The sequence below is a fragment of the Pantoea dispersa genome, assembly GCF_019890955.1.
Taxonomy (GTDB): Bacteria; Pseudomonadota; Gammaproteobacteria; order Enterobacterales; family Enterobacteriaceae; genus Pantoea; species Pantoea dispersa.
Genome location: NZ_CP082346.1, coordinates 2,836,266 through 2,860,302 on the forward strand (window position 1 = coordinate 2,836,266; position 24,037 = coordinate 2,860,302).

Annotated in this window: 26 protein-coding genes; 16 read left to right on the top strand and 10 right to left on the bottom strand. The window is 58.4% G+C overall.

Annotated elements, in window-relative coordinates; translation table 11 throughout:
• Nucleotides 1-114: 114 nt before the first annotated feature.
• A complete protein-coding gene (locus K7H94_RS13270) occupies nt 115-597 on the bottom strand; it encodes a zinc ribbon-containing protein (RefSeq protein WP_021508577.1) in 483 nt (160 codons plus the stop codon).
• Nucleotides 598-818: 221 nt separating this feature from the next.
• Between K7H94_RS13270 and leuS the strand changes: the two genes are divergently transcribed.
• From leuS to K7H94_RS13340, 14 genes are all read left to right on the top strand, one after another.
• Complete coding sequence (leuS, locus tag K7H94_RS13275) at nt 819-3,401, top strand: leucine--tRNA ligase (RefSeq protein WP_222951174.1); 2,583 nt, start codon at nt 819-821, stop codon at nt 3,399-3,401.
• 14 nt (nt 3,402-3,415) lie between these two features.
• Nucleotides 3,416-4,015 carry an LPS assembly lipoprotein LptE gene (gene lptE / locus K7H94_RS13280; RefSeq protein ID WP_021508579.1) on the top strand — a complete coding sequence of 200 codons (600 nt, stop codon included), beginning with the start codon at nt 3,416-3,418 and terminating at the stop codon, nt 4,013-4,015.
• Nucleotides 4,012-5,043 carry a DNA polymerase III subunit delta gene (gene holA, locus K7H94_RS13285; RefSeq protein WP_021508580.1) on the top strand — a complete coding sequence of 344 codons (1,032 nt, stop codon included), beginning with the start codon at nt 4,012-4,014 and terminating at the stop codon, nt 5,041-5,043. Before lptE ends, holA begins: the two co-directional genes overlap by 4 nt.
• The gene (gene nadD / locus K7H94_RS13290) at nt 5,036-5,680 is read left to right on the top strand and encodes a nicotinate-nucleotide adenylyltransferase (RefSeq protein ID WP_222951175.1); all 645 of its coding nucleotides are present in this window, start codon (nt 5,036-5,038) and stop codon (nt 5,678-5,680) included. The genes holA and nadD overlap by 8 nt, the downstream gene beginning before the upstream one ends.
• Before the next feature lie 92 nt (nt 5,681-5,772).
• Nucleotides 5,773-6,090, top strand: a complete 318-nt coding sequence (rsfS, locus tag K7H94_RS13295) for a ribosome silencing factor (RefSeq protein ID WP_021508582.1) — start codon at nt 5,773-5,775, stop codon at nt 6,088-6,090.
• A 3-nt stretch (nt 6,091-6,093) separates the two neighbouring features.
• A complete protein-coding gene (gene rlmH, locus K7H94_RS13300) occupies nt 6,094-6,564 on the top strand; it encodes a 23S rRNA (pseudouridine(1915)-N(3))-methyltransferase RlmH (protein ID WP_058757899.1) in 471 nt (156 codons plus the stop codon).
• Between the two features lie 34 nt (nt 6,565-6,598).
• Entirely contained in the window at nt 6,599-8,503 is a 1,905-nt protein-coding gene (mrdA, locus tag K7H94_RS13305) for a peptidoglycan DD-transpeptidase MrdA (RefSeq protein WP_021508584.1), read from the top strand.
• A gap of 8 nt (nt 8,504-8,511) precedes the next feature.
• Nucleotides 8,512-9,624, top strand: coding sequence for a peptidoglycan glycosyltransferase MrdB (mrdB, locus tag K7H94_RS13310; RefSeq protein ID WP_031279886.1), 1,113 nt, complete (start codon nt 8,512-8,514; stop codon nt 9,622-9,624).
• A 10-nt stretch (nt 9,625-9,634) separates the two neighbouring features.
• Entirely contained in the window at nt 9,635-10,735 is a 1,101-nt protein-coding gene (gene rlpA, locus K7H94_RS13315; protein WP_222951176.1) for an endolytic peptidoglycan transglycosylase RlpA, read from the top strand.
• A 118-nt stretch (nt 10,736-10,853) separates the two neighbouring features.
• On the top strand, nt 10,854-12,065 hold the full coding sequence (dacA, locus tag K7H94_RS13320) for a D-alanyl-D-alanine carboxypeptidase DacA (protein WP_021508587.1): 1,212 nt from the start codon (nt 10,854-10,856) through the stop codon (nt 12,063-12,065).
• A 93-nt stretch (nt 12,066-12,158) separates the two neighbouring features.
• The gene (gene ybeD / locus K7H94_RS13325) at nt 12,159-12,422 is read left to right on the top strand and encodes a DUF493 family protein YbeD (protein WP_010618866.1); all 264 of its coding nucleotides are present in this window, start codon (nt 12,159-12,161) and stop codon (nt 12,420-12,422) included.
• Nucleotides 12,423-12,491: 69 nt separating this feature from the next.
• On the top strand, nt 12,492-13,142 hold the full coding sequence (gene lipB / locus K7H94_RS13330) for a lipoyl(octanoyl) transferase LipB (protein WP_150058449.1): 651 nt from the start codon (nt 12,492-12,494) through the stop codon (nt 13,140-13,142).
• Between the two features lie 176 nt (nt 13,143-13,318).
• Complete coding sequence (gene lipA, locus K7H94_RS13335; RefSeq protein WP_058757902.1) at nt 13,319-14,284, top strand: lipoyl synthase; 966 nt, start codon at nt 13,319-13,321, stop codon at nt 14,282-14,284.
• A 156-nt stretch (nt 14,285-14,440) separates the two neighbouring features.
• Nucleotides 14,441-15,490, top strand: a complete 1,050-nt coding sequence (locus tag K7H94_RS13340) for a hypothetical protein (protein ID WP_222951177.1) — start codon at nt 14,441-14,443, stop codon at nt 15,488-15,490.
• Between the two features lie 76 nt (nt 15,491-15,566).
• On the opposite strand, the gene tatE is transcribed toward K7H94_RS13340, so the two are convergent.
• The 6 genes from tatE to K7H94_RS13370 all read right to left on the bottom strand — a co-directional run bounded on the left by tatE (nt 15,567) and on the right by K7H94_RS13370 (nt 20,258).
• Nucleotides 15,567-15,770, bottom strand: coding sequence for a twin-arginine translocase subunit TatE (gene tatE / locus K7H94_RS13345; RefSeq protein WP_010618871.1), 204 nt, complete (start codon nt 15,768-15,770; stop codon nt 15,567-15,569).
• Nucleotides 15,771-15,868: 98 nt separating this feature from the next.
• On the bottom strand, nt 15,869-16,639 hold the full coding sequence (locus tag K7H94_RS13350; RefSeq protein ID WP_058757904.1) for an amino acid ABC transporter ATP-binding protein: 771 nt from the start codon (nt 16,637-16,639) through the stop codon (nt 15,869-15,871).
• A complete protein-coding gene (locus K7H94_RS13355; RefSeq protein WP_150058451.1) occupies nt 16,636-17,595 on the bottom strand; it encodes an amino acid ABC transporter permease in 960 nt (319 codons plus the stop codon). Before K7H94_RS13355 ends, K7H94_RS13350 begins: the two co-directional genes overlap by 4 nt.
• Nucleotides 17,592-18,479, bottom strand: a complete 888-nt coding sequence (locus K7H94_RS13360; RefSeq protein ID WP_222951178.1) for an ABC transporter substrate-binding protein — start codon at nt 18,477-18,479, stop codon at nt 17,592-17,594. The genes K7H94_RS13355 and K7H94_RS13360 overlap by 4 nt, the downstream gene beginning before the upstream one ends.
• 22 nt (nt 18,480-18,501) lie before the next feature.
• Nucleotides 18,502-19,296, bottom strand: coding sequence for a deaminated glutathione amidase (locus tag K7H94_RS13365; protein ID WP_211726313.1), 795 nt, complete (start codon nt 19,294-19,296; stop codon nt 18,502-18,504).
• A 2-nt stretch (nt 19,297-19,298) separates the two neighbouring features.
• Complete coding sequence (locus K7H94_RS13370; protein ID WP_222951179.1) at nt 19,299-20,258, bottom strand: substrate-binding domain-containing protein; 960 nt, start codon at nt 20,256-20,258, stop codon at nt 19,299-19,301.
• 136 nt (nt 20,259-20,394) lie between these two features.
• On the opposite strand from K7H94_RS13370, the gene K7H94_RS13375 reads away from it, so the two are divergent.
• Nucleotides 20,395-21,750, top strand: coding sequence for an aminotransferase class I/II-fold pyridoxal phosphate-dependent enzyme (locus K7H94_RS13375; RefSeq protein ID WP_222951180.1), 1,356 nt, complete (start codon nt 20,395-20,397; stop codon nt 21,748-21,750).
• Here the strand turns inward: K7H94_RS13375 and K7H94_RS13380 are convergent.
• From K7H94_RS13380 to pagP, 3 genes are all read right to left on the bottom strand, one after another.
• The gene (locus K7H94_RS13380) at nt 21,734-22,159 is read right to left on the bottom strand and encodes a GNAT family N-acetyltransferase (protein WP_222951181.1); all 426 of its coding nucleotides are present in this window, start codon (nt 22,157-22,159) and stop codon (nt 21,734-21,736) included. The two genes, K7H94_RS13375 and K7H94_RS13380, sit on opposite strands and share 17 nt — an antisense overlap.
• A gap of 359 nt (nt 22,160-22,518) precedes the next feature.
• Complete coding sequence (gene cspE, locus K7H94_RS13385) at nt 22,519-22,728, bottom strand: transcription antiterminator/RNA stability regulator CspE (protein ID WP_010615627.1); 210 nt, start codon at nt 22,726-22,728, stop codon at nt 22,519-22,521.
• 150 nt (nt 22,729-22,878) lie between these two features.
• A complete protein-coding gene (gene pagP, locus K7H94_RS13390) occupies nt 22,879-23,451 on the bottom strand; it encodes a lipid IV(A) palmitoyltransferase PagP (RefSeq protein WP_242868554.1) in 573 nt (190 codons plus the stop codon).
• Nucleotides 23,452-23,847: 396 nt separating this feature from the next.
• Here pagP and K7H94_RS13395 point away from each other — a divergent pair, with 396 nt between their 5' ends.
• Nucleotides 23,848-24,033: a hypothetical protein gene (locus K7H94_RS13395; RefSeq protein ID WP_058775268.1), complete on the top strand. Its 186-nt coding sequence runs from the start codon at nt 23,848-23,850 to the stop codon at nt 24,031-24,033.
• Nucleotides 24,034-24,037: the final 4 nt, after the last annotated feature.

A 24,037-nucleotide genomic window follows, 5' to 3' on the forward strand; every position in this document is an offset into this window, starting at 1 on the left:
TGTCGAGGCACGCAGGGATGCGGGTTTTGCCGATCCGGGCGTGTTCAGGTTCCCTTCTGACAGTCCGCACGCCTTCAGCAACAATACTTTTTTGCTTCAGAGCACGGTGATAATTCAGGGCTCAAACGGCTGACGCTGGAACTGATCGTGGCCGCACTCCGGGCAGCGCGTCAGGCTCTCCGGGGTGTAAATCGCCCGGGTAAAGCCGCACTTTTCACACACCAGATTGCCTAGTCCCACCACTTCGCCGCTCTGATACACGCCGTGATGCCGCAGATCCTGGAACACTTCGCGCCACTCCAGCTGGCTCTTATCGGTGATATCGGCCAGCTCTTTCCACAGGCTTTCACGGATCACCCGCAGAAACACTGAATCGCCGAGCGCTTCGCTGGATTCCTGATAGCTGAGCGCGAACTCGTGCAAATCGCGCCGCACCGCGCGCATGACCTCGTCGACTTCGGCGGTGGTCAGCGTCTGTTTCTGCAGCAGCGCACTACGCGCCTCGGCGACCAGTGCGTCGACATCACGCTCGCCACGCTCCAGCCGCTGGGTTAATGCTGCTACCGTTGCACGATACTCCTGCGCCACATTATTCATTTTGTTCTCCTTTCCGCTGCGGATGCTGAGTTAAGTTTAGCCGCTTTGCCATATTTGCTGCGCTTAGCGCAGAGGAAATCGCAAAAGGGTGAAAGCGCTGGCGCATTCCGCACAAATCACGCCGCCGGAGGGCGTCAATTGTTGTTGAGGGGCGGCCTTATGGGTATGCTATGCGGATCAAAAGTGTTTAAAAAACGATTTCACAAGGACCACAGGCAGCCATGCAAGAGCAATACCGCCCGGAAGAGATAGAATCCCGCGTCCAGCAGCACTGGGACGAAAACGAAACCTTCAAAGTGACCGAGCAGGAAGGCAAAGAGAAATACTACTGCCTGTCTATGCTGCCCTATCCTTCTGGCCGCCTGCACATGGGCCACGTGCGTAACTACACCATTGGCGATGTGATTGCGCGCTACCAGCGCATGCTGGGCAAAAACGTCCTGCAGCCGATTGGCTGGGATGCCTTTGGCCTGCCCGCCGAAGGGGCGGCGGTGAAAAACAACACTGCGCCAGCACCCTGGACCTACGACAACATCGAATACATGAAAAACCAGCTGAAACTGCTGGGCTTCGGCTATGACTGGAGTCGCGAACTGGCGACCTGTCAGCCTGAGTATTACCGCTGGGAACAGTGGTTCTTCACCAAACTGTACGAAAAAGGTCTGGTCTACAAAAAAACCTCCGCAGTCAACTGGTGCCCGAACGACCAGACCGTACTGGCGAACGAACAGGTGATCGATGGCTGCTGCTGGCGCTGCGACACCAAAGTCGAACGCAAAGAGATCCCGCAGTGGTTCGTGAAAATCACCGATTACGCCGAAGAGCTGCTCAACGACCTCGATAAGCTGGAAGACTGGCCGGAGCAGGTTAAGACCATGCAGCGCAACTGGATTGGCCGTTCTGAAGGTGTCGAGATCACCTTTGACGTGGCCAACAGCGCGGAAAAAGTCACGGTTTACACCACCCGTCCGGACACCTTCATGGGGGCAACTTATGTCGCCGTGGCAGCCGGTCATCCTCTGGCGCGCCAGGCTGCCGTCAACAACCCGGCGCTGGCTGACTTCATTGCTGAATGCAGCAACACCAAAGTCGCCGAAGCGGACATGGCCACGATGGAGAAGAAAGGCATGGCCACCGGCCTGCACGCTATCCATCCGCTGACGGGCGAAGAGATTCCGGTCTGGGTCGCTAACTTCGTGCTGATGGAGTACGGCACCGGTGCCGTGATGGCCGTACCGGGTCATGACCAGCGCGACTGGGAATTCGCCACCAAATACGATCTCAACATCAAGCCGGTGGTACTCAACCTCGACGGTACCGCGCCGGATGTCAGCGCCGCAGCGATGACCGAAAAAGGCACGCTGTTCAACTCCGGCGAGTTTGACGGTCTGGACCACGACGCCGGCTTCAATGCCATCGCCGATGCGCTGGCGGCCAAAGGCGTCGGCGTGCGTAAAGTGAACTATCGCCTGCGCGACTGGGGTGTGTCACGCCAGCGCTACTGGGGTGCGCCAATTCCGATGGTGACGCTGGAAGATGGCACCGTAATGCCAACGCCAGAAGATCAGCTGCCGGTGATTTTGCCGGAAGACGTGGTCATGGACGGTATCACCAGCCCAATCAAAGCCGATCCGGAGTGGGCGAAAACCACCGTCAACGGTCAGCCGGCGCTGCGTGAAACCGACACCTTCGACACCTTTATGGAATCATCGTGGTACTACGCGCGTTACACCTGTGCGAACTACAACGAAGGCATGCTGGATCCGGCGGCAGCGAACTACTGGCTGCCGGTCGATCAGTATGTGGGCGGTATCGAACACGCCATCATGCACCTGATGTATTTCCGCTTCTACCACAAGCTGCTGCGCGACGCGGGCCTGGTCAACTCTGACGAGCCGGCCAAACGTCTGCTGTGTCAGGGCATGGTACTGGCTGACGCCTTCTACTACGTCGGCTCCAACGGCGAGCGCAACTGGGTTTCTCCGGTTGACGTTAACGTCGAGCGCGACGAAAAAGGCCGCATCACCAAAGCCATCGACAATCAGGGCCGCGAAGTGATCTACGCGGGCATGAGCAAAATGTCGAAGTCCAAAAACAACGGCATCGACCCGCAGCTGATGGTTGAGCGCTACGGCGCAGATACCGTGCGCCTGTTCATGATGTTTGCCTCCCCGGCGGAAATGACGCTGGAGTGGCAGGAGTCAGGCGTGGAAGGCGCAAACCGCTTCCTGAAACGCGTGTGGAAGCTGGCATACGATCACGTGGCTAAAGGCGCGACCGTGGCGCTGGATGTCAACGCGCTCAACGATGAGCAGAAAGCGCTGCGTCGCGATCTGCACAAAACCATCGCCAAAGTGGCGGATGACATCGGCCGTCGTCAGACCTTCAACACCGCGATTGCGGCGATCATGGAGCTGATGAACAAACTGCTGCGCGCGCCGCAGGAGAGCGAACAGGATCGCGCCCTGATGCAGGAAGCGCTGGTCGCCGTAACGCGCCTGCTCTACCCATTCACCCCGCACGCCAGCTACGTGCTGTGGCAGGCACTGGGTGGCGAAGGCAGCATCGACGACGCCAGCTGGCCGGTTGCCGATGAAGCAGCAATGGTAGAGGATTCGCTGCTGGTGGTGGTGCAGGTCAACGGTAAAGTGCGTGGTAAAATTACCGTGGCGCCGGATGCGACGCAGGAACAGGTGCAGGCGCGTGCGGCACAGGAGCATCTGGTGGCGAAATATCTGGATGGCGTCACCCTTCGTAAAGTGATTTATGTCCCTGGCAAACTGCTTAACCTGGTCGTAGGTTAAGTTCAGGAGGAACTGTGCGACAACTCGTTATCAGGCTGTTTGTCCTGCTTGCAGTGCTGGTCACTGCCGGCTGTGGTTTTCATCCGCGCGGCACCACGCAGGTGCCACCGGAAATGAAAACGCTGATCGTCCAGAGCGGCGATCCGTATGGCCCGCTGGCGCGCACCGTGCGTCAGCAGCTGCGCATCAACGATGTCAAAATCGTTGAAGACAGCAAAGCGGCCAGTGCGCAATACCCGACGCTGCGTCTCGGCGCGGAGAGCCAGGGACGCGATACCGCGTCGGTATTCATCAGCGGCACCACCGCCGAATACTCGCTGGTGATGACCGTCAGCGCGCAGGTGTTGCTGCCGGGCAAAGGCATTTATCCGATCAGCACCACGGTGTACCGTTCGTTCTTCGACAACCCGAACGCCGCGCTGGCGAAGGATGCCGAGCAGGATATGATTGTGCAGGAGATGCGTCAGCGTGCCGCCGAGCAGCTGGTACGTAAGCTGCTGACGGTACACGCCGCGCAGGAGAGCAACAAAGAGACGCTGCCGCAACCTGAAGTGATTGCGCCAGGCGCGGACTCACCGGAAGTGCCCTCCTCGTCAGCCACCAGTCTGCAATGATCAGGATCTATCCTGAACAACTGCGCGCGCAGCTTCGAGAGGGGCTGCGCGCCTGTTATTTTCTCACCGGTAATGAACCCCTGCTGATTCAGGAGAGCGCAGATGCCATCCGCGCTGCCGCCGCTCAGCAGGGCTTCGACGAACATTTTTCCGTCAGCGTTGATGCGCAGACTGACTGGGAGGCGATTTTCGCCAGCTGTCAGTCGCTGAGCCTGTTCACACAGCGCCAGACGCTGACGCTGCAACTGCCGGAAAACGGCCCCAATGCCGCCATCGCCGAACAGCTGGTGAAACTGGCCGCGCTGCTGCACAGCGACATTATGCTGGTGCTGCGGATGGCGAAGCTGACCAAAGCGCAGGAAAACAGCGCCTGGTTCAAAGCGCTCAGCGCCAGTGCGGTGCTGGTGCCGTGCCAGACGCCGGAACAGGCGCAGCTGCCGCGCTGGGTGGCCGCCCGCGCGAAAGCCCTGCAGCTGAGTATTGATGACGCGGCAATTCAGCTGCTCTGCTACTGTTATGAAGGTAATCTGCTGGCGCTGGCCCAGGCGCTGGAGCGGCTGTCGCTGCTGTGGCCGGACGGCAAACTGACGCTGCCCCGCGTGGAAGAAGCGGTGAACGATGCCGCGCATTTCACGCCGTTTCACTGGGTTGATGCGCTGCTGGCCGGCAAGAGCAAACGCGCGCTGCACATTTTGCGTCAGCTGCAAAAAGAGGACAGCGAAGTGGTGATTCTGCTGCGCACGCTGCAGCGCGATCTGCTGACGCTACTGCAGCTGCAACGCCAGCAGGCGAAGCAGCCGCTGCGCACGCTGATGGATCAACAGCGTATCTGGCAGAACCGCCGTGCCCTGTTCACTGAAGCGCTGCAGCGACTGGATGCGCAACGGCTGCAGCAAGCGGTGCATCTGCTGGCTCAACTCGAACTGACCATGAAGCAGGACTACGGTCAGAATCTGTGGCCGCAGCTGGAGACGCTGTCATTGCTGCTGTGCCATCGTGATTTTCCGCTGGGTTTAACTGATGTCTGACCTTTACGCGCTGTTTGGCGGCACCTTCGATCCAATTCATTTCGGGCATCTGCGTCCGGTCACCGCGCTGGCGCAGCAGGTTGGCCTGCAAAAAGTGACGCTGCTGCCGAACAATGTGCCGCCGCACCGGCCACAGCCGAAAGCCAGCGCACAACAGCGCGTGGCGATGCTGCGCTGCGCCATTGCCGATCGTCCGCTGTTTGATATCGACACGCGCGAGCTGACGCGCACCACGCCGTCATGGACGGTGGACACGCTGGAAACCCTGCGCGCCGAGCGCGGTGCACAACAGCCCCTCGGGTTTATCATCGGTCAGGATTCTCTGCTAACGTTAGGAAAATGGCATCGCTGGCAGGAACTGCTGTCGCTGTGTCACCTGCTGGTTTGTCAGCGTCCAGGCTACGCCGCGCAGATGGCTACGCCAGAGATGCAGCAGTGGCTGGATGCGCACCGCGCGCATGAAGTGCAGCAGCTGCATCGCGCACCCGCAGGCCACATCTGGCTGGCCGATACGCCGCTGTTCGACATTTCTGCCACTGAGATTCGCCAGCGCCGCCATCATGGCCTGGACTGCGCCGATCTGCTGCCGGCGGCGGTGATCGACTACATCGATCGCGCGGGCTTATATCGCGATTGATCGCCGCGTGCTATACTGCGCCGCTTCATTTTTGGCTGCGTTTTCCGGGGCATTCAGCCTGCCCATAATCACCTGTTTTTAAGGGGAACCTTTTGCAAGGCAAAGCACTCCAAGAGTTCGTTATTGATAAGATTGATGATCTCAAAGGCCAGGACATCGTTGCGATTGATGTGCAGGGCAAATCCAGCATCACCGATTGCATGATTATCTGTACCGGGACCTCCAACCGTCACGTTTCCTCCATCGCTGACCATGTGATGCAGGAATCGCGCGCGGCAGGCCTGAAACCGCTCGGCGTCGACGGCAAAGCGGCTGCTGACTGGGTTGTGGTCGATCTCGGTGAAGTGATCGTGCACGTGATGCAGGAAGAGAGCCGCCAGCTGTATGAGCTGGAAAAGCTCTGGAGCTAAACGTTGAAACTGCAGCTTGTCGCCGTCGGCACCAAAATGCCCGACTGGGTTCAGACCGGTTTCATGGAGTACCTGCGTCGCTTTCCCAAAGATATGCCGTTTGAGCTGACTGAAGTGCCGGCCGGTAAACGCGGCAAAAACGCCGACATCAAACGCATTCTGGAAAAAGAGGGTGAAGCGATGCTGGCGGCGGTGGGCAAAGGCAACCGCATTGTGACGCTGGATATTCCCGGACAGCCGTGGGAAACGCCGCAGCTGGCGCAGCAGTTAGAGCGGTGGAAGCTGGACGGGCGTGATGTCAGCCTGCTGATTGGTGGGCCGGAAGGCCTGGCACCGGCGTGTAAAGCGGCAGCCGAGCAGAGCTGGTCACTGTCCGCGTTAACGCTGCCGCACCCGCTGGTGCGTGTGCTGGTGGCGGAAAGCCTGTATCGTGCCTGGAGTATTACCACTAATCACCCTTATCACCGTGAATAAACGCCTGACAACCTCCAGACAATAAACGCAGCGGATGAAATTACAGAGCAACGCTTTTCGCGATTACACTGCCGAACAGAAACTGTTTGTCCGCCGCGCCCTGGTGGCCTTTGTCGGCATCCTGCTGCTCTCCAGCGTGCTGGTGGTCAATCTGTATCATCTGCAGATCCTGCGCTTCGACGACTACAGCACCCGTTCAAACGAAAACCGCATCAAACTGGTGCCGGTCGCCCCCAGCCGCGGCATCATCTATGACCGCAACGGTGTGCCGCTGGCGCTCAATCGCACCATTTACCAGGCCGAGCTGGTGCCGGAAAAAGTCGATGACCTGAAGCAGACGCTGCAGGATCTGCGGCCGGTGCTGGATTTGACCGACGATGACATCGATGCGTTTGAAAAAGAGCGCAAGCGCTCGCGCCGCTTTACCTCGATTCCGGTCAAAACCGGCCTGAATGAAGTGCAGGTCGCGCGCTTCGCAGTGAACCAGTACCGTTTCCCGGGCGTGGAAGTGAAAGGCTACCAGCGCCGCTACTATCCCTACGGCCAGACGCTGACGCACGTGGTGGGTTACGTCTCGAAAATCAACGATCGTGACGTCAAGCGCCTTGATGAAGAAGGCAAATGGCCGAACTACGCCGCCACCCACGACATCGGTAAGCTCGGCATCGAAAACTATTACGAAGATGTGCTGCACGGCAAAACCGGTTACGAAGAGGTGGAAGTCAACAACCGCGGTCGCGTGATCCGTCAGCTGCATGAGCAGTCACCGCAGGCCGGACGCGATATCTGGCTAACCATCGATCTCAAGCTACAGCAGTACATCGAAACCCTGCTGACCGGCAGCCGCGCCGCCGTGGTGGTGAGCGATCCGCGCACCGGTGAGATTCTCGCGCTGGTCTCCACACCCAGTTACGATCCGAATCTGTTTGTCGATGGTATTTCGAGTAAAGATTATAAGGCGCTGCTCGGCGATGAGAACCGCCCGCTGTATAACCGTGCGCTGCAGGCATCGTATCCGCCAGCCTCCACGGTTAAACCTTATGTGGCGGTCTCAGCGCTCAGCGCCGGCGTGATCAACCGTAATACCAGCCTGTTCGATCCGGGCTGGTGGCAGCTGCCGGGCTCAGAAAAACGCTACCGCGACTGGAAAAAATGGGGCCACGGTCGCCTCAACGTCACCAAATCGCTGGAAGAGTCGGCGGATACCTTCTTCTATCAGGTGGCCTATGACATGGGCATCGACCGCCTGTCGGAGTGGATGACCAAATTCGGCTACGGCCACCGTACCGGTATCGACCTGCCGCAGGAGAGCCCCGGTAACATGCCGACGCGCGAATGGAAGATGAAACGCTTTAAAAAGCCGTGGTATCAGGGCGATACCATTCCGGTCGGTATCGGCCAGGGCTACTGGACGGCGACGCCGGTGCAGATGAACAAAGCGCTGATGATCCTGATTAACGACGGCGTGATTAAAGTGCCACACCTGCTGCGCGCCACCCGTGAAGGCAACAGCATGGTGCCGTATCGCCAGCCGCCGGATGCGCCGATTGGCGACATTCATTCCGGCTACTGGGAGATCGCCAAAGACGGCATGTATGGCGTGGCCAACCGCGCCAACGGCACCGCGCATAAAAGCTTTGCCGATGCACCGTACAAGATTGCGGCGAAATCCGGTACCGCACAGGTGTTTGGCCTGAAAGAGAATGAGACCTACAACGCGCACAAGATTGCCGAACGGCTGCGTGACCATAAGCTGATGACCGCCTTCGCGCCGTACGACAAGCCGCGCGTCGCCGTCACCATGATTCTGGAAAACGGCGGTGCCGGCCCGGCGGTGGGCACCGTGATGCGCCAGATTCTCGACCACATAATGCTGGGCGACAACAATACCGTGCTGCCAGAAGCCGCACCCATGCCGCCCGGCTACGAAGGTGAATAACGATGTCGATGAACGATAGTCCCCAGAAAAGAACGATCTGGACGCGTATCCATATCGACCCGCTGTTTATGCTGATCATCATCAGCCTGCTGGCCTACAGCGCCATTGTTATCTGGAGCGCCAGCGGCCAGGATCCGGGCATGATGGAGCGCAAGCTCGGGCAGATTGCCATGGGCACCATCATCATGCTGGTGATGGCGCAGGTGCCGCCGCGCGTGTATGAAAGCTGGGCGCCCTACCTCTACATTGTCTGCGTAATTTTGCTGGTGGCGGTCGATGCCTTCGGCCACATCAGTAAAGGGGCACAGCGCTGGCTCGATCTTGGTTTTGTGCGCTTTCAGCCGTCGGAAATCGCTAAAATCGCCGTGCCGCTGATGGTGGCACGCTTCATCAACCGCGATGTCTGTCCGCCGACGCTGAAAAACACCGGCATCGCGCTGGTGCTGATTTTCATGCCGACGCTGCTGGTGGCGGCGCAGCCGGACCTCGGTACCTCCATTCTGATCGCTGCCTCCGGCCTGTTTGTGCTGTTCCTCTCCGGCATGAGCTGGAAGCTGATTGGCGTGGCCGTGCTGCTGGTGGCGGCGTTCATCCCGATTCTGTGGTTCTTCCTGATGCACGATTATCAGCGCGACCGCGTGATGATGCTGCTCGATCCGGAGAGCGATCCGCTCGGTGCCGGCTACCACATTATTCAGTCCAAGATTGCTATCGGCTCCGGCGGCCTGCGCGGCAAAGGCTGGCTGCACGGCACCCAGTCGCAGCTGGAGTTTCTGCCCGAACGTCACACCGACTTTATCTTCGCGGTGCTGGCGGAAGAGCTCGGCCTGGTGGGCGTCCTGCTGCTGCTGGTACTTTATCTGCTGCTAATCATGCGCGGGCTGGTGATTGCCGCACGCGCGCAAACCACCTTTGGTCGCGTAATGTCCGGCGGCCTGATGCTGATTCTGTTTGTGTATGTTTTCGTTAACATTGGCATGGTTAGTGGTATCTTACCGGTGGTTGGCGTGCCGCTGCCGCTGGTGAGCTACGGCGGATCGGCGCTGATTGTGTTAATGGCCGGATTTGGCATCGTGATGTCGATCCACACTCATCGAAAAATGTTATCTAAAAGCGTTTAAGAGGCTGCACATGCGTAAGGACTGGCTTGGGGTTGCTCTGGCATCACTGGTACTGGCTGCCTGTTCCACACCGGAACAGCAGACGAACACGGCCCCGCCGCAGCCGGCCTACAATGGCCCGGTGGTGGAGATTCCCGGCGTGGAGCCGCGCTATGAGCCGATCAATCCCTCTACCAGCCAGGACTACAGCGTCAATGGCAAAACCTACCGGGTGATTAAAGATCCGTCCAACTACAGTGAAGTTGGTCTGGCAACCTGGTACGGCGAAGAGGCGCAGGGCAACCGCACCGCGCTGGGTGAAACCTACGATCCGGACGCGTTAAGCGCCGCACACCCTACCCTGCCACTGCCAAGCTACGTGCGCGTCACCAACCTGGCCAATGGCCGGCAGATTGTGGTGCGCGTTAACGATCGCGGCCCTTACACGCCGGGCCGGATTATTGACCTGTCGCGCGCCGCGGGCGATCGCCTGAATATTTCCAATAACACCCGCGTACGGGTGGATTACATCAAAGTAGCACCAGACGGTTCAGTATCCGGTCCGGGCACCATCGGCACCACCGTGGCCAAACAGAGCTATGCGCTGCCGGCGCGGCCTGACCTGAGCGGCGGCATGGTGATGACCGGCGCCAGCAGCGCGCCCGCCCCTGCCGCACAGGACGTCCGCGCGGTGGATAACAGTTCACTGCAGAGCAACGGCAACATCGGTGCACCGGTGCAGAGCAGCGGCTTTCTCGGCGCGCCGCAGCCGTTAGCCAGCGGCGTACTGGAAGGTAGCGCGCCGGCCACACCGGTTACCGCCAGCCCTGCCGCACCGGCTGCGGCTGCGGCAGCGAGTCCGGCTCCGGCCAGCCATAACGCCAGCGCCCATGCCGGCAGCGGTTTTGTGGTACAGGTTGGCGCCCTGAATGATGCCGCTCGCGCCCGGCAGATGGCGGACAGCCTTGGCCAGCGCTTTGGTGTACCCGGCGCGGTGGAAGCCAATGGCAACGTCTACCGCGTGCAGCTTGGCGGTTTCAGCAGCCGGGCTCAGGCCGCGGCGCTGCAGCAGCGTCTGAGCACTGAAGCGCAGATCAGCTCCTTTATTACCACGGCCCGCCCGTCAATGTGACGGGCCGTGCCCTTGCCTGCTGACACTGAGGCATAAAGCCAGATGTCGCACGATGGCAGCTTTGCTATAGTAAGGCACTTTTTTCACTCTTAACCCCACGGATGCTGTAGTCCTGAACATGAATACGCTGAAACCTTCTCGTTTTCTGAAACGCCTGACAGTGGGATCACTGGTCGCTCTCTCCCTCAGCCACGTTGCCTTTGCAGATGATGTTAATCTGAAAACCATGATTCCGGGCGTGCCGGACATCGATGCCGAAGCTTACGTGCTGATCGACTATAACTCCGGCAAAGTGCTGGCGGAAAAGAACGCGGACGCGCGCCGCGACCCGGCCAGTCTGACCAAAATGATGACCAGCTACGTCATCGGCCAGGCGGTCAAAGCGGGCAAAATCCATCAGGATGACATTGTTACCGTCGGTAAAGATGCCTGGGCAACCGGCAATCCGGTGTTCAAAGGCTCCTCGCTGATGTTCCTCAAGCCGGGCGATCGCGTACCGGTCTCTCAGCTGACGCGCGGTATCGTGCTGCAGTCCGGTAACGACGCCTGCGTGGCGATGGCCGATTACGTTGCCGGCAGTCAGGACGCATTCGTTAACCTGATGAACAACTACGTGGGCGCGCTGGGCCTGAAAAATACCCATTTCCAGACCGTGCACGGTCTTGATGCTGACGGTCAGTACAGTACGGCGCGTGACATGGCGCTGATTGGCCAGGCGCTGATTCGCGATGTGCCGGATGAATACGCGGTCTACAGAGAGAAAGAGTTCACCTTTAATAACATCCGCCAGATGAACCGTAACGGCCTGCTGTGGGATACCAGCCTGAACGTCGACGGCATCAAAACCGGCCACACCGAAGCCGCCGGCTATAACCTGGTGGCGTCAGCGACCGAAGGCCAGATGCGTCTGATCTCGGCGGTGATGGGCGGTCACACCTTCAAAGGCCGTGAAACCGAAAGTAAAAAGCTGCTGACCTGGGGCTTCCGCTTCTTCGAAACCGTGGCACCGCTGAAGGCGGGCAAAGAGTTTGCGTCTGAGCCGGTATGGTTTGGCAACAGCGATCGCGTGCAGCTCGGCGTGGAAAAAGATGCCTACCTGACCATTCCGCGCGGCCGCATGAAAGACCTCAAGGCCAGTTACGTGCTGAACAACACCGAACTGCACGCGCCGCTGCAGAAAAACCAGGTCGTGGGCAGCATCAACTTCCAGCTGGATGGTAAAACCATCGAACAGCGTCCGCTGGTGGTGCTGAACGAAGTGCAGGAAGGCGGTTTCTTCAGCCGCATCATCGATTACATCAAACTGATGTTCCATCACTGGTTCGGCTAAGGCGCGCTTGAAAAATCGCCAATCCGTCCCCAGATAAGCTACTATATTGCTCCCGCTTCGGCGGGAGCCTGTTTTTTATGCACCGGAGTTAATATGAAAACCAAACTGAATGAACTGCTCGAATTCCCGACGCCTTTTACCTACAAAGTGATGGGCCTGGCGCAACCGGAGCTGGTTGATCAAGTGGTTGAAGTGGTGCAGCGTCATGCGCCCGGCGACTACAGCCCTGACGTGAAGCCCAGCAGCAAAGGCAATTATCACTCGGTGTCGATCACCATTAACGCCACCCACATCGAACAGGTGGAAACCCTGTACGAAGAGCTGGGCAACATCGAAATCGTGCGCATGGTGCTGTAATGCTGACGCTGGTAAAGGCCGCTTTGCCAGCGTTATACTCTGCCCTCCACTCGCTACCGGACTTCTGCTTTGTCTGCTAATACGCTTCTTGTTCGTCAGCTTGGCCAGCGCGACTGGCAGCCCGTCTCCGATGCCATGCATCACTTTACCGATCGGCGCGACAGCGCCACCGCCGATGAACTCTGGCTGGTAGAACACCCCGCGGTGTTTACTCAGGGCCAGGCGGGCAAAGCCGAACATGTGCTGGTGCCGGGCGATATTCCGGTGGTACAGAGCGATCGCGGCGGCCAGGTAACCTATCACGGCCCGGGCCAGCAGGTGATGTATGTACTGATTGACGTTAAACGCCGCAAGCTGGGCGTGCGCGATCTGGTCACCGCACTGGAAGAGACGGTCATCGCTACGCTGGCTGATTACGACATCAGCGCGCGTGCGCGTGCGGATGCGCCCGGCGTATACGTTGGCGATGCGAAAATTTGTTCGCTCGGCCTGCGCATCCGTAAAGGCTGCTCGTTTCACGGTCTGGCGCTCAATGTCGCGATGGATCTGGCGCCCTTCCTGCGTATCAATCCCTGTGGCTATGCCGGCATGGAGATGACGCAGATCAGCGCCTTCCGGCCCGGCGTCACGCCGGCGGACGTGCAACCGCGCCTGGTGCAGCATTTCGCGCGCCTGACCGGCTTTAGCGACACGGAATGGCATGATGAGGCCGCGTGCTGACCTTGACCGTACGTGCGCATTTACAAAATTGTAACTTTCGCCACGGCTTATCGGCTGCTTCTGCCCCGGCGAGATGATATAATTTTTGCAATTTTTTCAAATAAAGTTGAAAGCCTGGTTCTCAGTTTGAGTGAGGAAGCTTTCAAATCGCAATCCCGACCGGAACCTGCAGATTTATGAGTAAACCAATTCAGATGGAACGTGGCGTCAAGTATCGCGATGCCGACAAAATGGCGCTGATTCCGGTAAAAACCGTGGTCACCGAACGCCAGGAAATCCTGCGTAAGCCGGAGTGGATGAAGATCAAACTGCCTGCGGATTCCAGCCGCATTCAGGGCATCAAAGCGGCGATGCGTAAAAACGGCCTGCACTCGGTGTGTGAAGAGGCTTCCTGCCCTAACCTTGCCGAATGCTTTAACCACGGCACCGCCACCTTTATGATCCTCGGTGCCATCTGTACCCGCCGCTGTCCGTTCTGCGATGTGGCACACGGTCGGCCAAACGCGCCGGACGCCAACGAGCCGCTAAAGCTGGCACAAACCATTGCCGACATGGCGCTGCGCTATGTGGTAATCACCTCGGTGGACCGCGACGATCTGCGCGACGGCGGTGCACAGCACTTTGCTGACTGCATCAGCGCCATCCGCGAGAAAAGCCCGACCATCAAAATTGAAACGCTGGTGCCGGACTTCCGCGGGCGTATGGATCGCGCGCTGGAAATCCTCACAGCTACGCCGCCGGATGTGTTCAACCATAACCTGGAAAACGTACCGCGCGTCTATCGTCAGGTGCGTCCGGGCGCCAACTACGAGTGGTCGCTGAAGCTGCTGGAGCGTTTCAAAGAAGCGCATCCGGACGTGCCAACCAAATCCGGTCTGATGGTCGGTCTCGGGGAAACCAATGCGGAAATCATCGAGGTGATGCGCGATTTGCGTCGCCACGGTGTTACCATGCTGACCCTCGGCCAGTACCTGCAGCCAAGCCGTCACCACCTGCCGGTACAGCGTTACGTCAGCCCGGCGGAGTTCGATGAGATGAAAGAAGAAGCGCTGGCGATGGGCTTTACCCACGCCGCCTGCGGTCCGTTCGTCCGCTCGTCCTATCACGCTGATATGCAGGCGAAAGGCCTGGAAGTGAAGTAATCTCCTGCCGCGATTGCGCCCTGCTGCGGCGCAATCGCAAAATTTTGCTTAAACCGCTTAATTCCTGTCGCAAATCTGTCGCTTTAACCGCTGAGGCCATAAGAGCCTGTTTATTATTTTTTATTTTCTCAGTGTTTTTTTCATAAAGGTCAGATTATGCAATCATCCTTTCATATCGATGAGCTCGATTTTATGCGGGCGGCGGATGTGTCAGGTCCATCCTCTGGTAGACCGCGAAGCGGCGCGTCGGGCGAAAGCCTGGATGCGCTAAAAGCGCGCACCACGCCCATGGATATCACCAATCCGTTCGTGACGCCCCATGCGTCGTGCGAACTGGCGTTTCTTGCAACCGCCATCAGCATCGACCACCGCTACGACGAAATTCATCTGCACCTGCCGCAAAGCGCGCAACCTGCGTCTGCGCCCGCGCCCGCACTGCCGTTCACCGAACTGCGCAGCGTAACGCCGGATGAAACGCCGTTGCTGCCAGCGCTGCCGCCGCTGGAGTCTGCGCAGCCGGCCGCCGGCGAGAGCGTCTGGCACAGCCAGCCTGAGGTTCCGGCGCTCAGCCCAGCGCTGTCGCTGGTCAGCGCGCTGCCTGCGGCATGGTATGCCGCTGAACATCAGACGCTCCACCCGTCGCCTGTCCCCACGCTCCCAGCCCGGCAGCCGCTGAGTCTGCCAGAGGTGGCTGTGCTGCGCGACATACAGCAACACGACTATGCGGTGGATTACGATGACAGCGGTGAGCCGAAAATGTTTAGCGGCACGCTGGCGGCGGGCGCTCAGGTGCTTATTTATATCGATAATGTGCTGATTGAAGTGGTAACGGGCGACGCACAGGGTCACTGGCAGTTCGCTCAGCCCGCCGATTTAAGCGCGGCACAGCATGTATTCAGTGCAGAGTTCGTCGATGAACAGGGGCATGTCAGCAGCCGTTACAATAAGTTGATTACCGTACTGCCGCAGCCTGCCGCTATTATCACGCCAATTGATGACAGCGATCTCAGCGCGATTGATTGTGCACTGATGGAACTGGCGATGCAGCAGGATGATATTGCGCCCGCTCTTCTGCCGCTGACCTTCAGCGAAGCATGGCTGGATGAGTGGCACAGCGCTGACAGCATACTGACCGCCAGCGGCGATCACGGCGGCAATCTGCCAGGCTGGGATGAACCGCTGGAACATCACATTGTCTGGCACTAAAAACGAAAACCAGACTGTGGCAGTCTGGTTTTTTAACGTAATAAACATTTACACTTATTGACGTTCAGCGCAGAGATTACTCTTTATGGCCGACGCGTTCAGCAGGCGTTTCTTCGGCACTGCTTTTGGTTGCGGTGGATTCATCATCTTTCATGGCTTTTTTAAAGCCCTTGATTGCGGAACCCAGATCGCCACCCAGTGAACGTAACTTGTTGGTGCCAAAAAGCAGTACGATAAGCGCACCGATGATCAGCAGTTTGGCAATACTGATACCTTCCATATTTTACCTTTCAACCTTCGCGAAAAACGGACAGCACTATTAACGCGCAGTTATTCACCACGCTCAACTGCAATCTGTAACAGAGTGAGATCTCAGCGTCAGATAAAGCGGCTGAGAAACGCCTGGGTACGCGGATGCTGCGGATTGCCAATCACCTGCTCTGGCGGTCCCTGTTCCACCACCACGCCACCATCCATGAACACCACGCGATCGGCGGCTTCACGCGCAAAGCCAATCTCATGCGTTACCACAATCATGGTCAGGCCGCGATTGGCTAAGGTACGCATGGTAGCCAGCACTTCCCCCACCAGCTCCGGATCCAGCGCTGAGGTCGGTTCATCGAACAGCATCAGCAGCGGTTTGATCGCCAGCGCACGGGCGATCGCCACGCGCTGCTGTTGTCCCCCCGACAAATGTCGCGGCCAGGCGTCGGCTTTATCGCTCAATCCGACCGTTGCCAGCAGCTCACGTGCGTGTTGCAGCACCTCATCACGTGGGAACTTGTGCACGCCAATCGGCGCTTCCATGATGTTTTGCAGTACCGTCATATGGGGATAGAGATTGAACTGCTGAAACACCATGCCGATTTTCTGCCGCTGATGGGCAATTTTCCGCGCCGACAGGCGATGCAGCAGACCGCGCTTTAGCGCGTAACCAATCTGCTCGTCGCCCACCATAATCGAGCCGGCATTCATCTCTTCCAGATGATTAATGCAGCGCAGAAAGGTCGACTTGCCTGAGCCCGAAGGCCCGAGAATCACCACCACTTCGCCCGGAAACACATCGAGATCGATGCCTTTCAGTACCGCGTTATCACCGAAGCTCTTTTGCACATTACGCGCACGCACCAGCGGCTGAATCTCGCTCATACGTCCTCCTTTAAACGCGGGGCCGCGGCCAGCGCCGTGTCACTGCTGGCGCGTCGTTTGTTCACCACCACGGTACGTTTGCTGCCGCGCGCGTAGTAGCGCTCAATGGCTGACTGGCCGACGTTGAGGATCGAGGTAATCAGCAGATACCAGATCACCGCCACCATCAGCATCGGAATGATTTCAAAGGTACGGTTATAAACGGCCTGCACCGAATAGAGCAGATCGCCCATCGCGATGACGCTCACCAGCGACGTGGCTTTGATCATGCTAATCAGCTGGTTGCCGGTCGGGGGAATAATGGCGCGCATCGCCTGTGGAATGATGATACGCCGCAGCGCGCGGCTGCGGCTCATGCCAAACGCCTGAGTGGTTTCAACCTGACCGTGATCGACCGACAGCAGGCCGGCACGGATAATCTCCGCCATATAGGCAGCCTCGTTGAGCGCCAGACCGGCGATGGCGGCAGTCAGCGGCGTGATCAGATCGTTAGTATTCCAGCTGGCAAAGGTGATGTCCGTCCACGGCACGGTGATCGAAAGCGTGGGAAACAGTGTCGACAGGTTGTACCAGAATATCAGCTGCACCAGCAGCGGCGTACCGCGAAAGAACCAGATGTAGAGCGCCGACACGCCGCTCAGCAGTTTATTCTCTGACAGCCGCCAGACCGCCAGCAGCAGCCCCAGCAGGGTGCCCAGCACCATCGACACCACCGTCAGCCCGAGCGTCACCTGCAGCCCTTTCAGCACCGAGCCTTCGGTAAACCACTGCAGCACCACGTGCCACTCAAAATTGGGATTGGTCACCACCAGCCACAGACCATTCGCTGCCAGCATCAGGACCACGATCCAGCTAACCCAGCGTCCATACGCGGGCGCGCTACGGGCAAAAGCGACGTCGCGCTGCGGCACGTCCCCCTGATCCGTGGGGCGCGCGTTGGGGCCGACGGCACTCATTTTGCCGTCTCCTGCGCCAGGTTACGTCCCGGCTGCGGCAGCATGTTGCCGTCCAGCTGCCATTTTTTCATGATGGCCGCGTAAGTGCCGTTGGCAAACAGTTCTTTGTAGGCATCCAGCACCACCTCGCCCAGCGGCGAGCCTTTGGGAACGACCGTGCCCTGAAAGATATCGCCAAAGCCGTTTTTCTGCCCCTGACCAGACAGTTCAAGCTGCCCCTGCGCCTGCTCAATGAAATAGGTCAGCGGCGCCTGCGAGGAGAAGAAGGCATCCGAACGCTTCGAGCGCACCGCCAGTATCGACGAAGGCCGATCGGTAAAGGACTGCACCACGACTGCAGGTTTGCCCGCAGCCTCACAGGCGGCTGACTGTTTGCGGATCACCTGCTCCGCCGAACCGGCCGCCATCACCGCAATGCGCTTACCGCAGGTATCTGCCAGACCGTTGATGTGCGCCGGATTGCCCTTCTGCACGCCAAACACCACGAACTCCTGCACGTAGTCGATGAAGTCCACCTTTTGCTGGCGATCCGGATAATCACCTATCGGCCCGATGGCCATCTGATAGCGTCCGGAATTAATACCGGCCAGTACGCCGGACAGACCGCTCACCGTCGCGTGTTCAATTTTCACGCCCAGCAGTTGGCCGAGCGCCACGGTAAGATCGGCCGAGGCGCCATCCATTGAGTGCGGCCCGTTAACGATCTCATACGGCGGAAAGGAGCCGTTATTTACCGAGATCATTTTGCCAGCCTGCTTGATCTGCGCCGGCAGTCTATCGTGCAGCGCCTGATCCATTTTTTGCGTCGGAATGGCGTCCGCTGCCTGGACGACGCTCGCCGTCAGGCCGGTCGCCAGCGCGATGGCGGTTAAAAGCATTTTCATCAGTCAGTTTCCCCCAGGCAGGTCAAAGTGATTGCAATTCCGGACGGGCAAAGCGGCGATTTTCCAGTACCGGCAGCACGCTGCGGGCGTAGGCGATGCGGGCCGGATCCAGTTCGGCAAACACCAGTGCGGCGCACTCCGGTGCCTTCGCAATCACCACGCCAAGCGGATCGACCACCAGACTGTTACCAATGTTGCGCGGCCCGCACTCGCCTACCGCCACCATGTAGCAGGTGTTTTCCAGCGCGCGCGCACTGGTCAGCAGTTCCCAGTGCATCTCCTTTAACGGTCCTTTTACCCAGGCGGAAGGCAGCACCAGCACGTCGGCACCGTCCAGCACCAGCCGGCGCGCCAGTTCGGGAAAACGCACGTCATAGCAGGTCATCAGCCCAACTTTCATACCGGCCACCTCAACCAGTGGCGGCACGGCATCACCCGGATTAACCCGCTGCGACTCCTGCATGGCGAAGGCATCGTACAGATGCAGCTTGACGTACTGCGCAATGATTTCGCCATTACGCAGGGCAATCAGTACGTTGTGCGCTTTGTTATCCTGCGTCGGCACGTGCACGCTCATCATGGTGGTCAGCGCGTTACCTTTGCTGGTTTCCAGCAGTTGACTGACAAACGGCCCGTCCAGCGGCTGTGCGGCCTTTAACACCAGATCGGGATCGGCGATATCGCGTGCCAGCACGCCTTCCGGCAGCACCAGCAGATCGGCGCCCGCCGCCAGCGCATCCTGCATCAGACCACGACAAATGGCGGTGTTCTCCTGCCATTCGCGGCTAACGGCGAACTGCCCCATGGCTACTTTCATCTTCACTCCCCTCTGGCCGCCGCCGGGAAAATCTCCTCCGGCGAGAGCAACGTTGTGGTTAAGCCCTGCTGAAACAGCTCACGGGCGAAGTCGGCAATCATCCTTTTGTTAGCGGTAAATCCGTTTTGATTCCAGTCGGCAGGCAATTCCTGCGCGGTGCGTCGCAAATCATCCAGCAGCCACGGCGTGGTATCCGCGTACTTCTCGCGTTTGCGCATCCACAGCTGATACGCGCGATCGATCACCTCGCTCAGCGCCTGCGGCAGCCACGGATGCGCCGCCGCCAGCGCCGGCTTCAGCGCCAGCAGATGAATACCGGGCACATAGCCGACGCGGTTGAAGTAGTCGCGCTCGGCACTGACGAAATCCGCCTGCAGCTGGCGCAGACCGGAATCTTTCAGGAAAAAGCCCTCAGGCATAAACGGCGTGAACACCGCATCCAGCTCGCCGGCTTTCAACAGTTCAATCAGCGGACGCTCGTCCGGCACCGGTTCGATACGGCCCGGGCGACCAAATCCCGCCAGCCGGTCAACAATCGGATGATCAGCAGTCAGGCGTCCGGCAAACCAGAAGGCGTCGTTGATATCGACGCCCGCTTCGCGCAGCACGGTGCGCGTCCAGGTATTGCCGGAGTCCTGCCAGCCGGTAACGCCGATTCTTTTGCCTTTCAGCTGGGCTGGCGTGGTGAGCGGGCTGGCGGTGGTGGTGATGATGCAGCGCTGGCGAAAGCCACGCATCAGAAAGTGCGGCAGGCCGAGCAGTGAGCTGTCGCCGCGCGCCCGTGCCTGCGCATAGCGGCTGAACGACACCTCACCGCCTTCGTAGTGTTCACTGCTGGCCAGGTTATCCACCAGCGTGCCTACGCGGTCAATGACCAGCCTGAAGCCCTGTGGCTGAATATCGCCCAGCGCCAGCGGCGTGAAGTAATCCCAGTCGCGCACCGCCAGTCTGATAGTGATCATCGTTGTGCTTCTCCGTTTGTTCAGCCGCCACGCTGGCGCTGTGCATTTTTTCTGCAAATTGTGCTTGAATTTGAGTCTAAAACGCGAATACTAATCTGAACAATCATTTCTTTGTTACTGAACAAAGCTTTTTCTTATGACGCAAATAGTGGATGCAGAGTGGCTCAGCCAGCAGATTAACGACGCCTCGGTAAAAGGCATTACCCTCGCCGCGTCAACATTGATTCGCGACGGACAGATTGCCGTGGGCATGCAGATGCCGGCGGTGCGCGATTTGGCGGAGCGGCTGGGCGTAAGTCCGGCCACGGTATCCGCGGCCTGGGCGCAGCTGAAAAAGCAGAAAGTGCTGGCGGGTAAAGGGCGAAGCGGAATCTGGGTGTGCGGCAACAGTGTGATGCCGCGACCGGTCCGCTTTGAGAAAATTGGCAACTATGGTGAAAACGTCAAAGCCGCGCTGGCGATGGCAGCACCCGATCCGGCACTGCTGCCGGATCTGCGCCCGGCGATGCTGGCCGGGCTGGCGTCACCGCAGCTGAATAGCTATCAGCGTGAGGCGATTTCGCCACAGCTGCAGGCGGCCATTGCGCCGCGCTGGCCCTGTCCGGCGGAGGCGTGGCTGGCGACCGATGGCGGCTTTGATGCCATGAACCTGATAGTGCAGACGCTGCTGTCACCCGGCGATCGGGTAGTGATTGAAGATCCGACCGCGACGCGTCTGCTGGATATGCTCGACAACATCGGTGCCGAGATCCTGCCGCTGCCCGGTGATGAGCAGGGACCGCTGCCTGAGGTGCTGGCGACACACTTACAGAAAGCGCCAGCGATGTTCATTTATCAGCCACGCACCCACTCGGCGACCGGCTACAGCGTCAGCCAGCAGCGCAGCGAAGCGCTGGCGCAGGTGCTGGCGCAGAGTGCCACCCTGATTGTCGAGGATGATGGCATCGGCGATTTGTCGCGCTGGCCGGTATGGAGTCTCGGCCGCCACTATCCGCAGCGCACGCTGCACGTGCACTCCTTTTCCAAAGCCTACGGCCCGGATCTGCGGCTGGCGGTGGTATCCGGCACGGCAGAACTGGTGAAACGGCTGCAGTCGTGGCGTAACTTCGGGGTCAGCTGGACCAGCCGTATTTTGCAGGATGCGGTGGCCTGGATGCTAAGCGATGCGCCCACCCAGCAGCGCATACAGCAGGCTAAAGCCACGTATGCCGCGCGCCGTCAGCAGTTGCTGGCCGCACTGGCGCGGCGCGGGCTGGTACAGGAAGATCGCGACGGCCTGAGCGTGATGTTGCCGGTGGCGTCAGAGCAGTATGCCATGATCACCCTCGCCGCCCGGGGCATCACCGTGCTGCCAGGCGAACGCTGCAGCATCAACAGCGGACAGTTCATTCGCGTCAGCATTGCGCGGCTGCCGGCCGATCAGCTCGACAGCATCGCCGATGCGTTAGTGATTGCCTGCGGACGCGAGCTTAATATCAGCCCAGATCTTTGATGTGATAGCGTGGCGACTCAACGTAGCCTTCACGCGCATAAAACTGGTTGGCTTTCAGTCGCGAGGCGTGACAATGCACTTCCATGCGGTCGCAGCCGCGGGCGCGCGCCAGTTGCTCGGCGTGGTTCAGCAGTTGCTGGCCGCTGCCTTTACTGCGCTCGCCCTCGGCGATACAGAAATAGCTGATGCGCGCGAAATCGCCCGCTAATGCCAACTGCGGAATGAAGTGCAGCGAAAGAAATCCCAGCACCTGGTTACCGTGTTCCGCCACCAGCAGCGTCTCGTCGGGATGGGCGCACAATTGCGCCAGCCGATGGCTAATAAATTTTTCCGTGCCGCGATAACCCAGCTCGGTTAACAGTGCACTCAGGGCAAAGCTGTCTTTGGCCTGTGCTTCACGTATGTTCATCCTGCCTCCTCAGTTCCCTGACTGCTGTTATATAGCGTTGCCGCTGAAAAATCTGCAAGTAAGCTTTGTTATGAGTATGTTACGGGAATTATCTGTGAGCGACGCCGCAGAATGTGCCTTGTCATGCCGCTGTCACGCTGGCTTAAGGCTGGCTTAATCTTGCTTTGCCATGCTGGCATAAATGAAGTTGCGAGGCATGGCACATGAAGAATCTGGTACCGCACTGTTTAAATGAATGGCTGGCGCTGTCGCTCAGTACGCTGGTGACTGTCGCCTGGGCCATTAGCTGGTGGCAGGGCTGAAAAAAGCACAAAAAAAAACCCGCCATCAGGCGGGTTTTTAAAATTCTGACTGTTAACTTACAGAGCGGTAACGTTAGCAGCAGATGGGCCTTTAGCGCCGTCGGTGATTTCAAACTCTACACGCTGACCTTCAGCCAGAGTTTTGAAGCCGTTGCTCTGGATAGCAGAGAAGTGTACGAATACATCTTTGCTGCCATCTTCTGGAGTAATGAAACCGAATCCTTTGGACTCATTAAACCACTTAACGTTACCTTTGATCTTGGACATCTATATTACCTTTACATGAAAAATGGACACTAAACTGTGTCGGCATCTAGTACAGCAATTGCAGTGACATTTGTCCAGCGCGAATTGATGAAAAAGTGATAAATATTGATTTTTTCCATGCCCTTCACACTTTCTGCGCATCTTCAGCGATTAAAACTGAAATCTTAACCAGGCAAAATAGACGTTGCCGTTGTTATAAGTGCCTGGAATGTAAGTCATTTGGAAGGTTGCCGGGCCATACCCTATCGAAGCCAGCGGCAATACCAGCGGAACCGGGATATATCGCCAGTTATCCCTGGCCGTCACACCCGCGGTGTAACCGGCGCCCAGATGGAAATTCTGATCGTTCAGCGGTCGCCAGGTCGCTTCCCAGCCGTAGCCGGCGATGGGCTCCCACTTGTTAAACGAGTCTTTGAACGCCATGGCATACAGGCCGTGCCAGTTGCCCTTTTCATCCCAGCGCGAAACGCCACCGCCCGCGCCCCACGGCCGCTCATTGTACTTTTTGATGTGTTCATCATCGTAAGTAAAGCGGTTGTGCCAGGTGATAGCCGGGACGTAAAGATCGTAATTTTGCGGTTGTGTCCAGGTTTGCGCCACGTTATCGGAGAAGGTATTCCAGCCCGATTTAATCGCTTCGCCTGTGGTTGCCGCTGGTGTCGAAAAAGAGACCGATGAAGTCAAAATACAGCCGCAATAGGCTGCAGAAATACGCCAGTTCACAACAATGCTTCCTGTTAAATCATCCTGTATCCGGCAGTCACCGCGTAGCGCCACATCGCGCCGCACCGTGCTGCCGTGGGTTAATCGCTGATGCCACGAGCGCGTGCAGCGCGCGCCACAATGGCGCCAGTTGCACCCGGCTCTGCAGGCAATCAGCTGGTTAATTTTACCTCACTGCGCGAACGGAGTCGAAACGGCAAATAAACAAAACGCAGAGGGTAAAAGGTGCAGAAAATGCACTGTTCAGTTGATGATTACTTAGGGTGATTACTTAATATTCAGCAACTTATCCACACAAATTGATTTCATGAATAAATTAATAAAATTTATCAATTGAACTCACCCGATGATTGAGATAAATCTCATCACTCCAGGACGGAGAGAGGAGGAACTGAGATGACAATTCGTTGCAGCCGCTGCGGTTGCGCCAAATTTTTTTATACAGTACCCGGCAAGGAAAAGGTCGACGATCCCGATCATCACGGCGCCTGTTGCGCCGCGTGCGGCAAGCCGATCAGCCTGCGCGATGTGATCCCGCTGTCATCCCTGCACCCGGCTTCTGCCGCCCGTCACGTTGAATAATGTT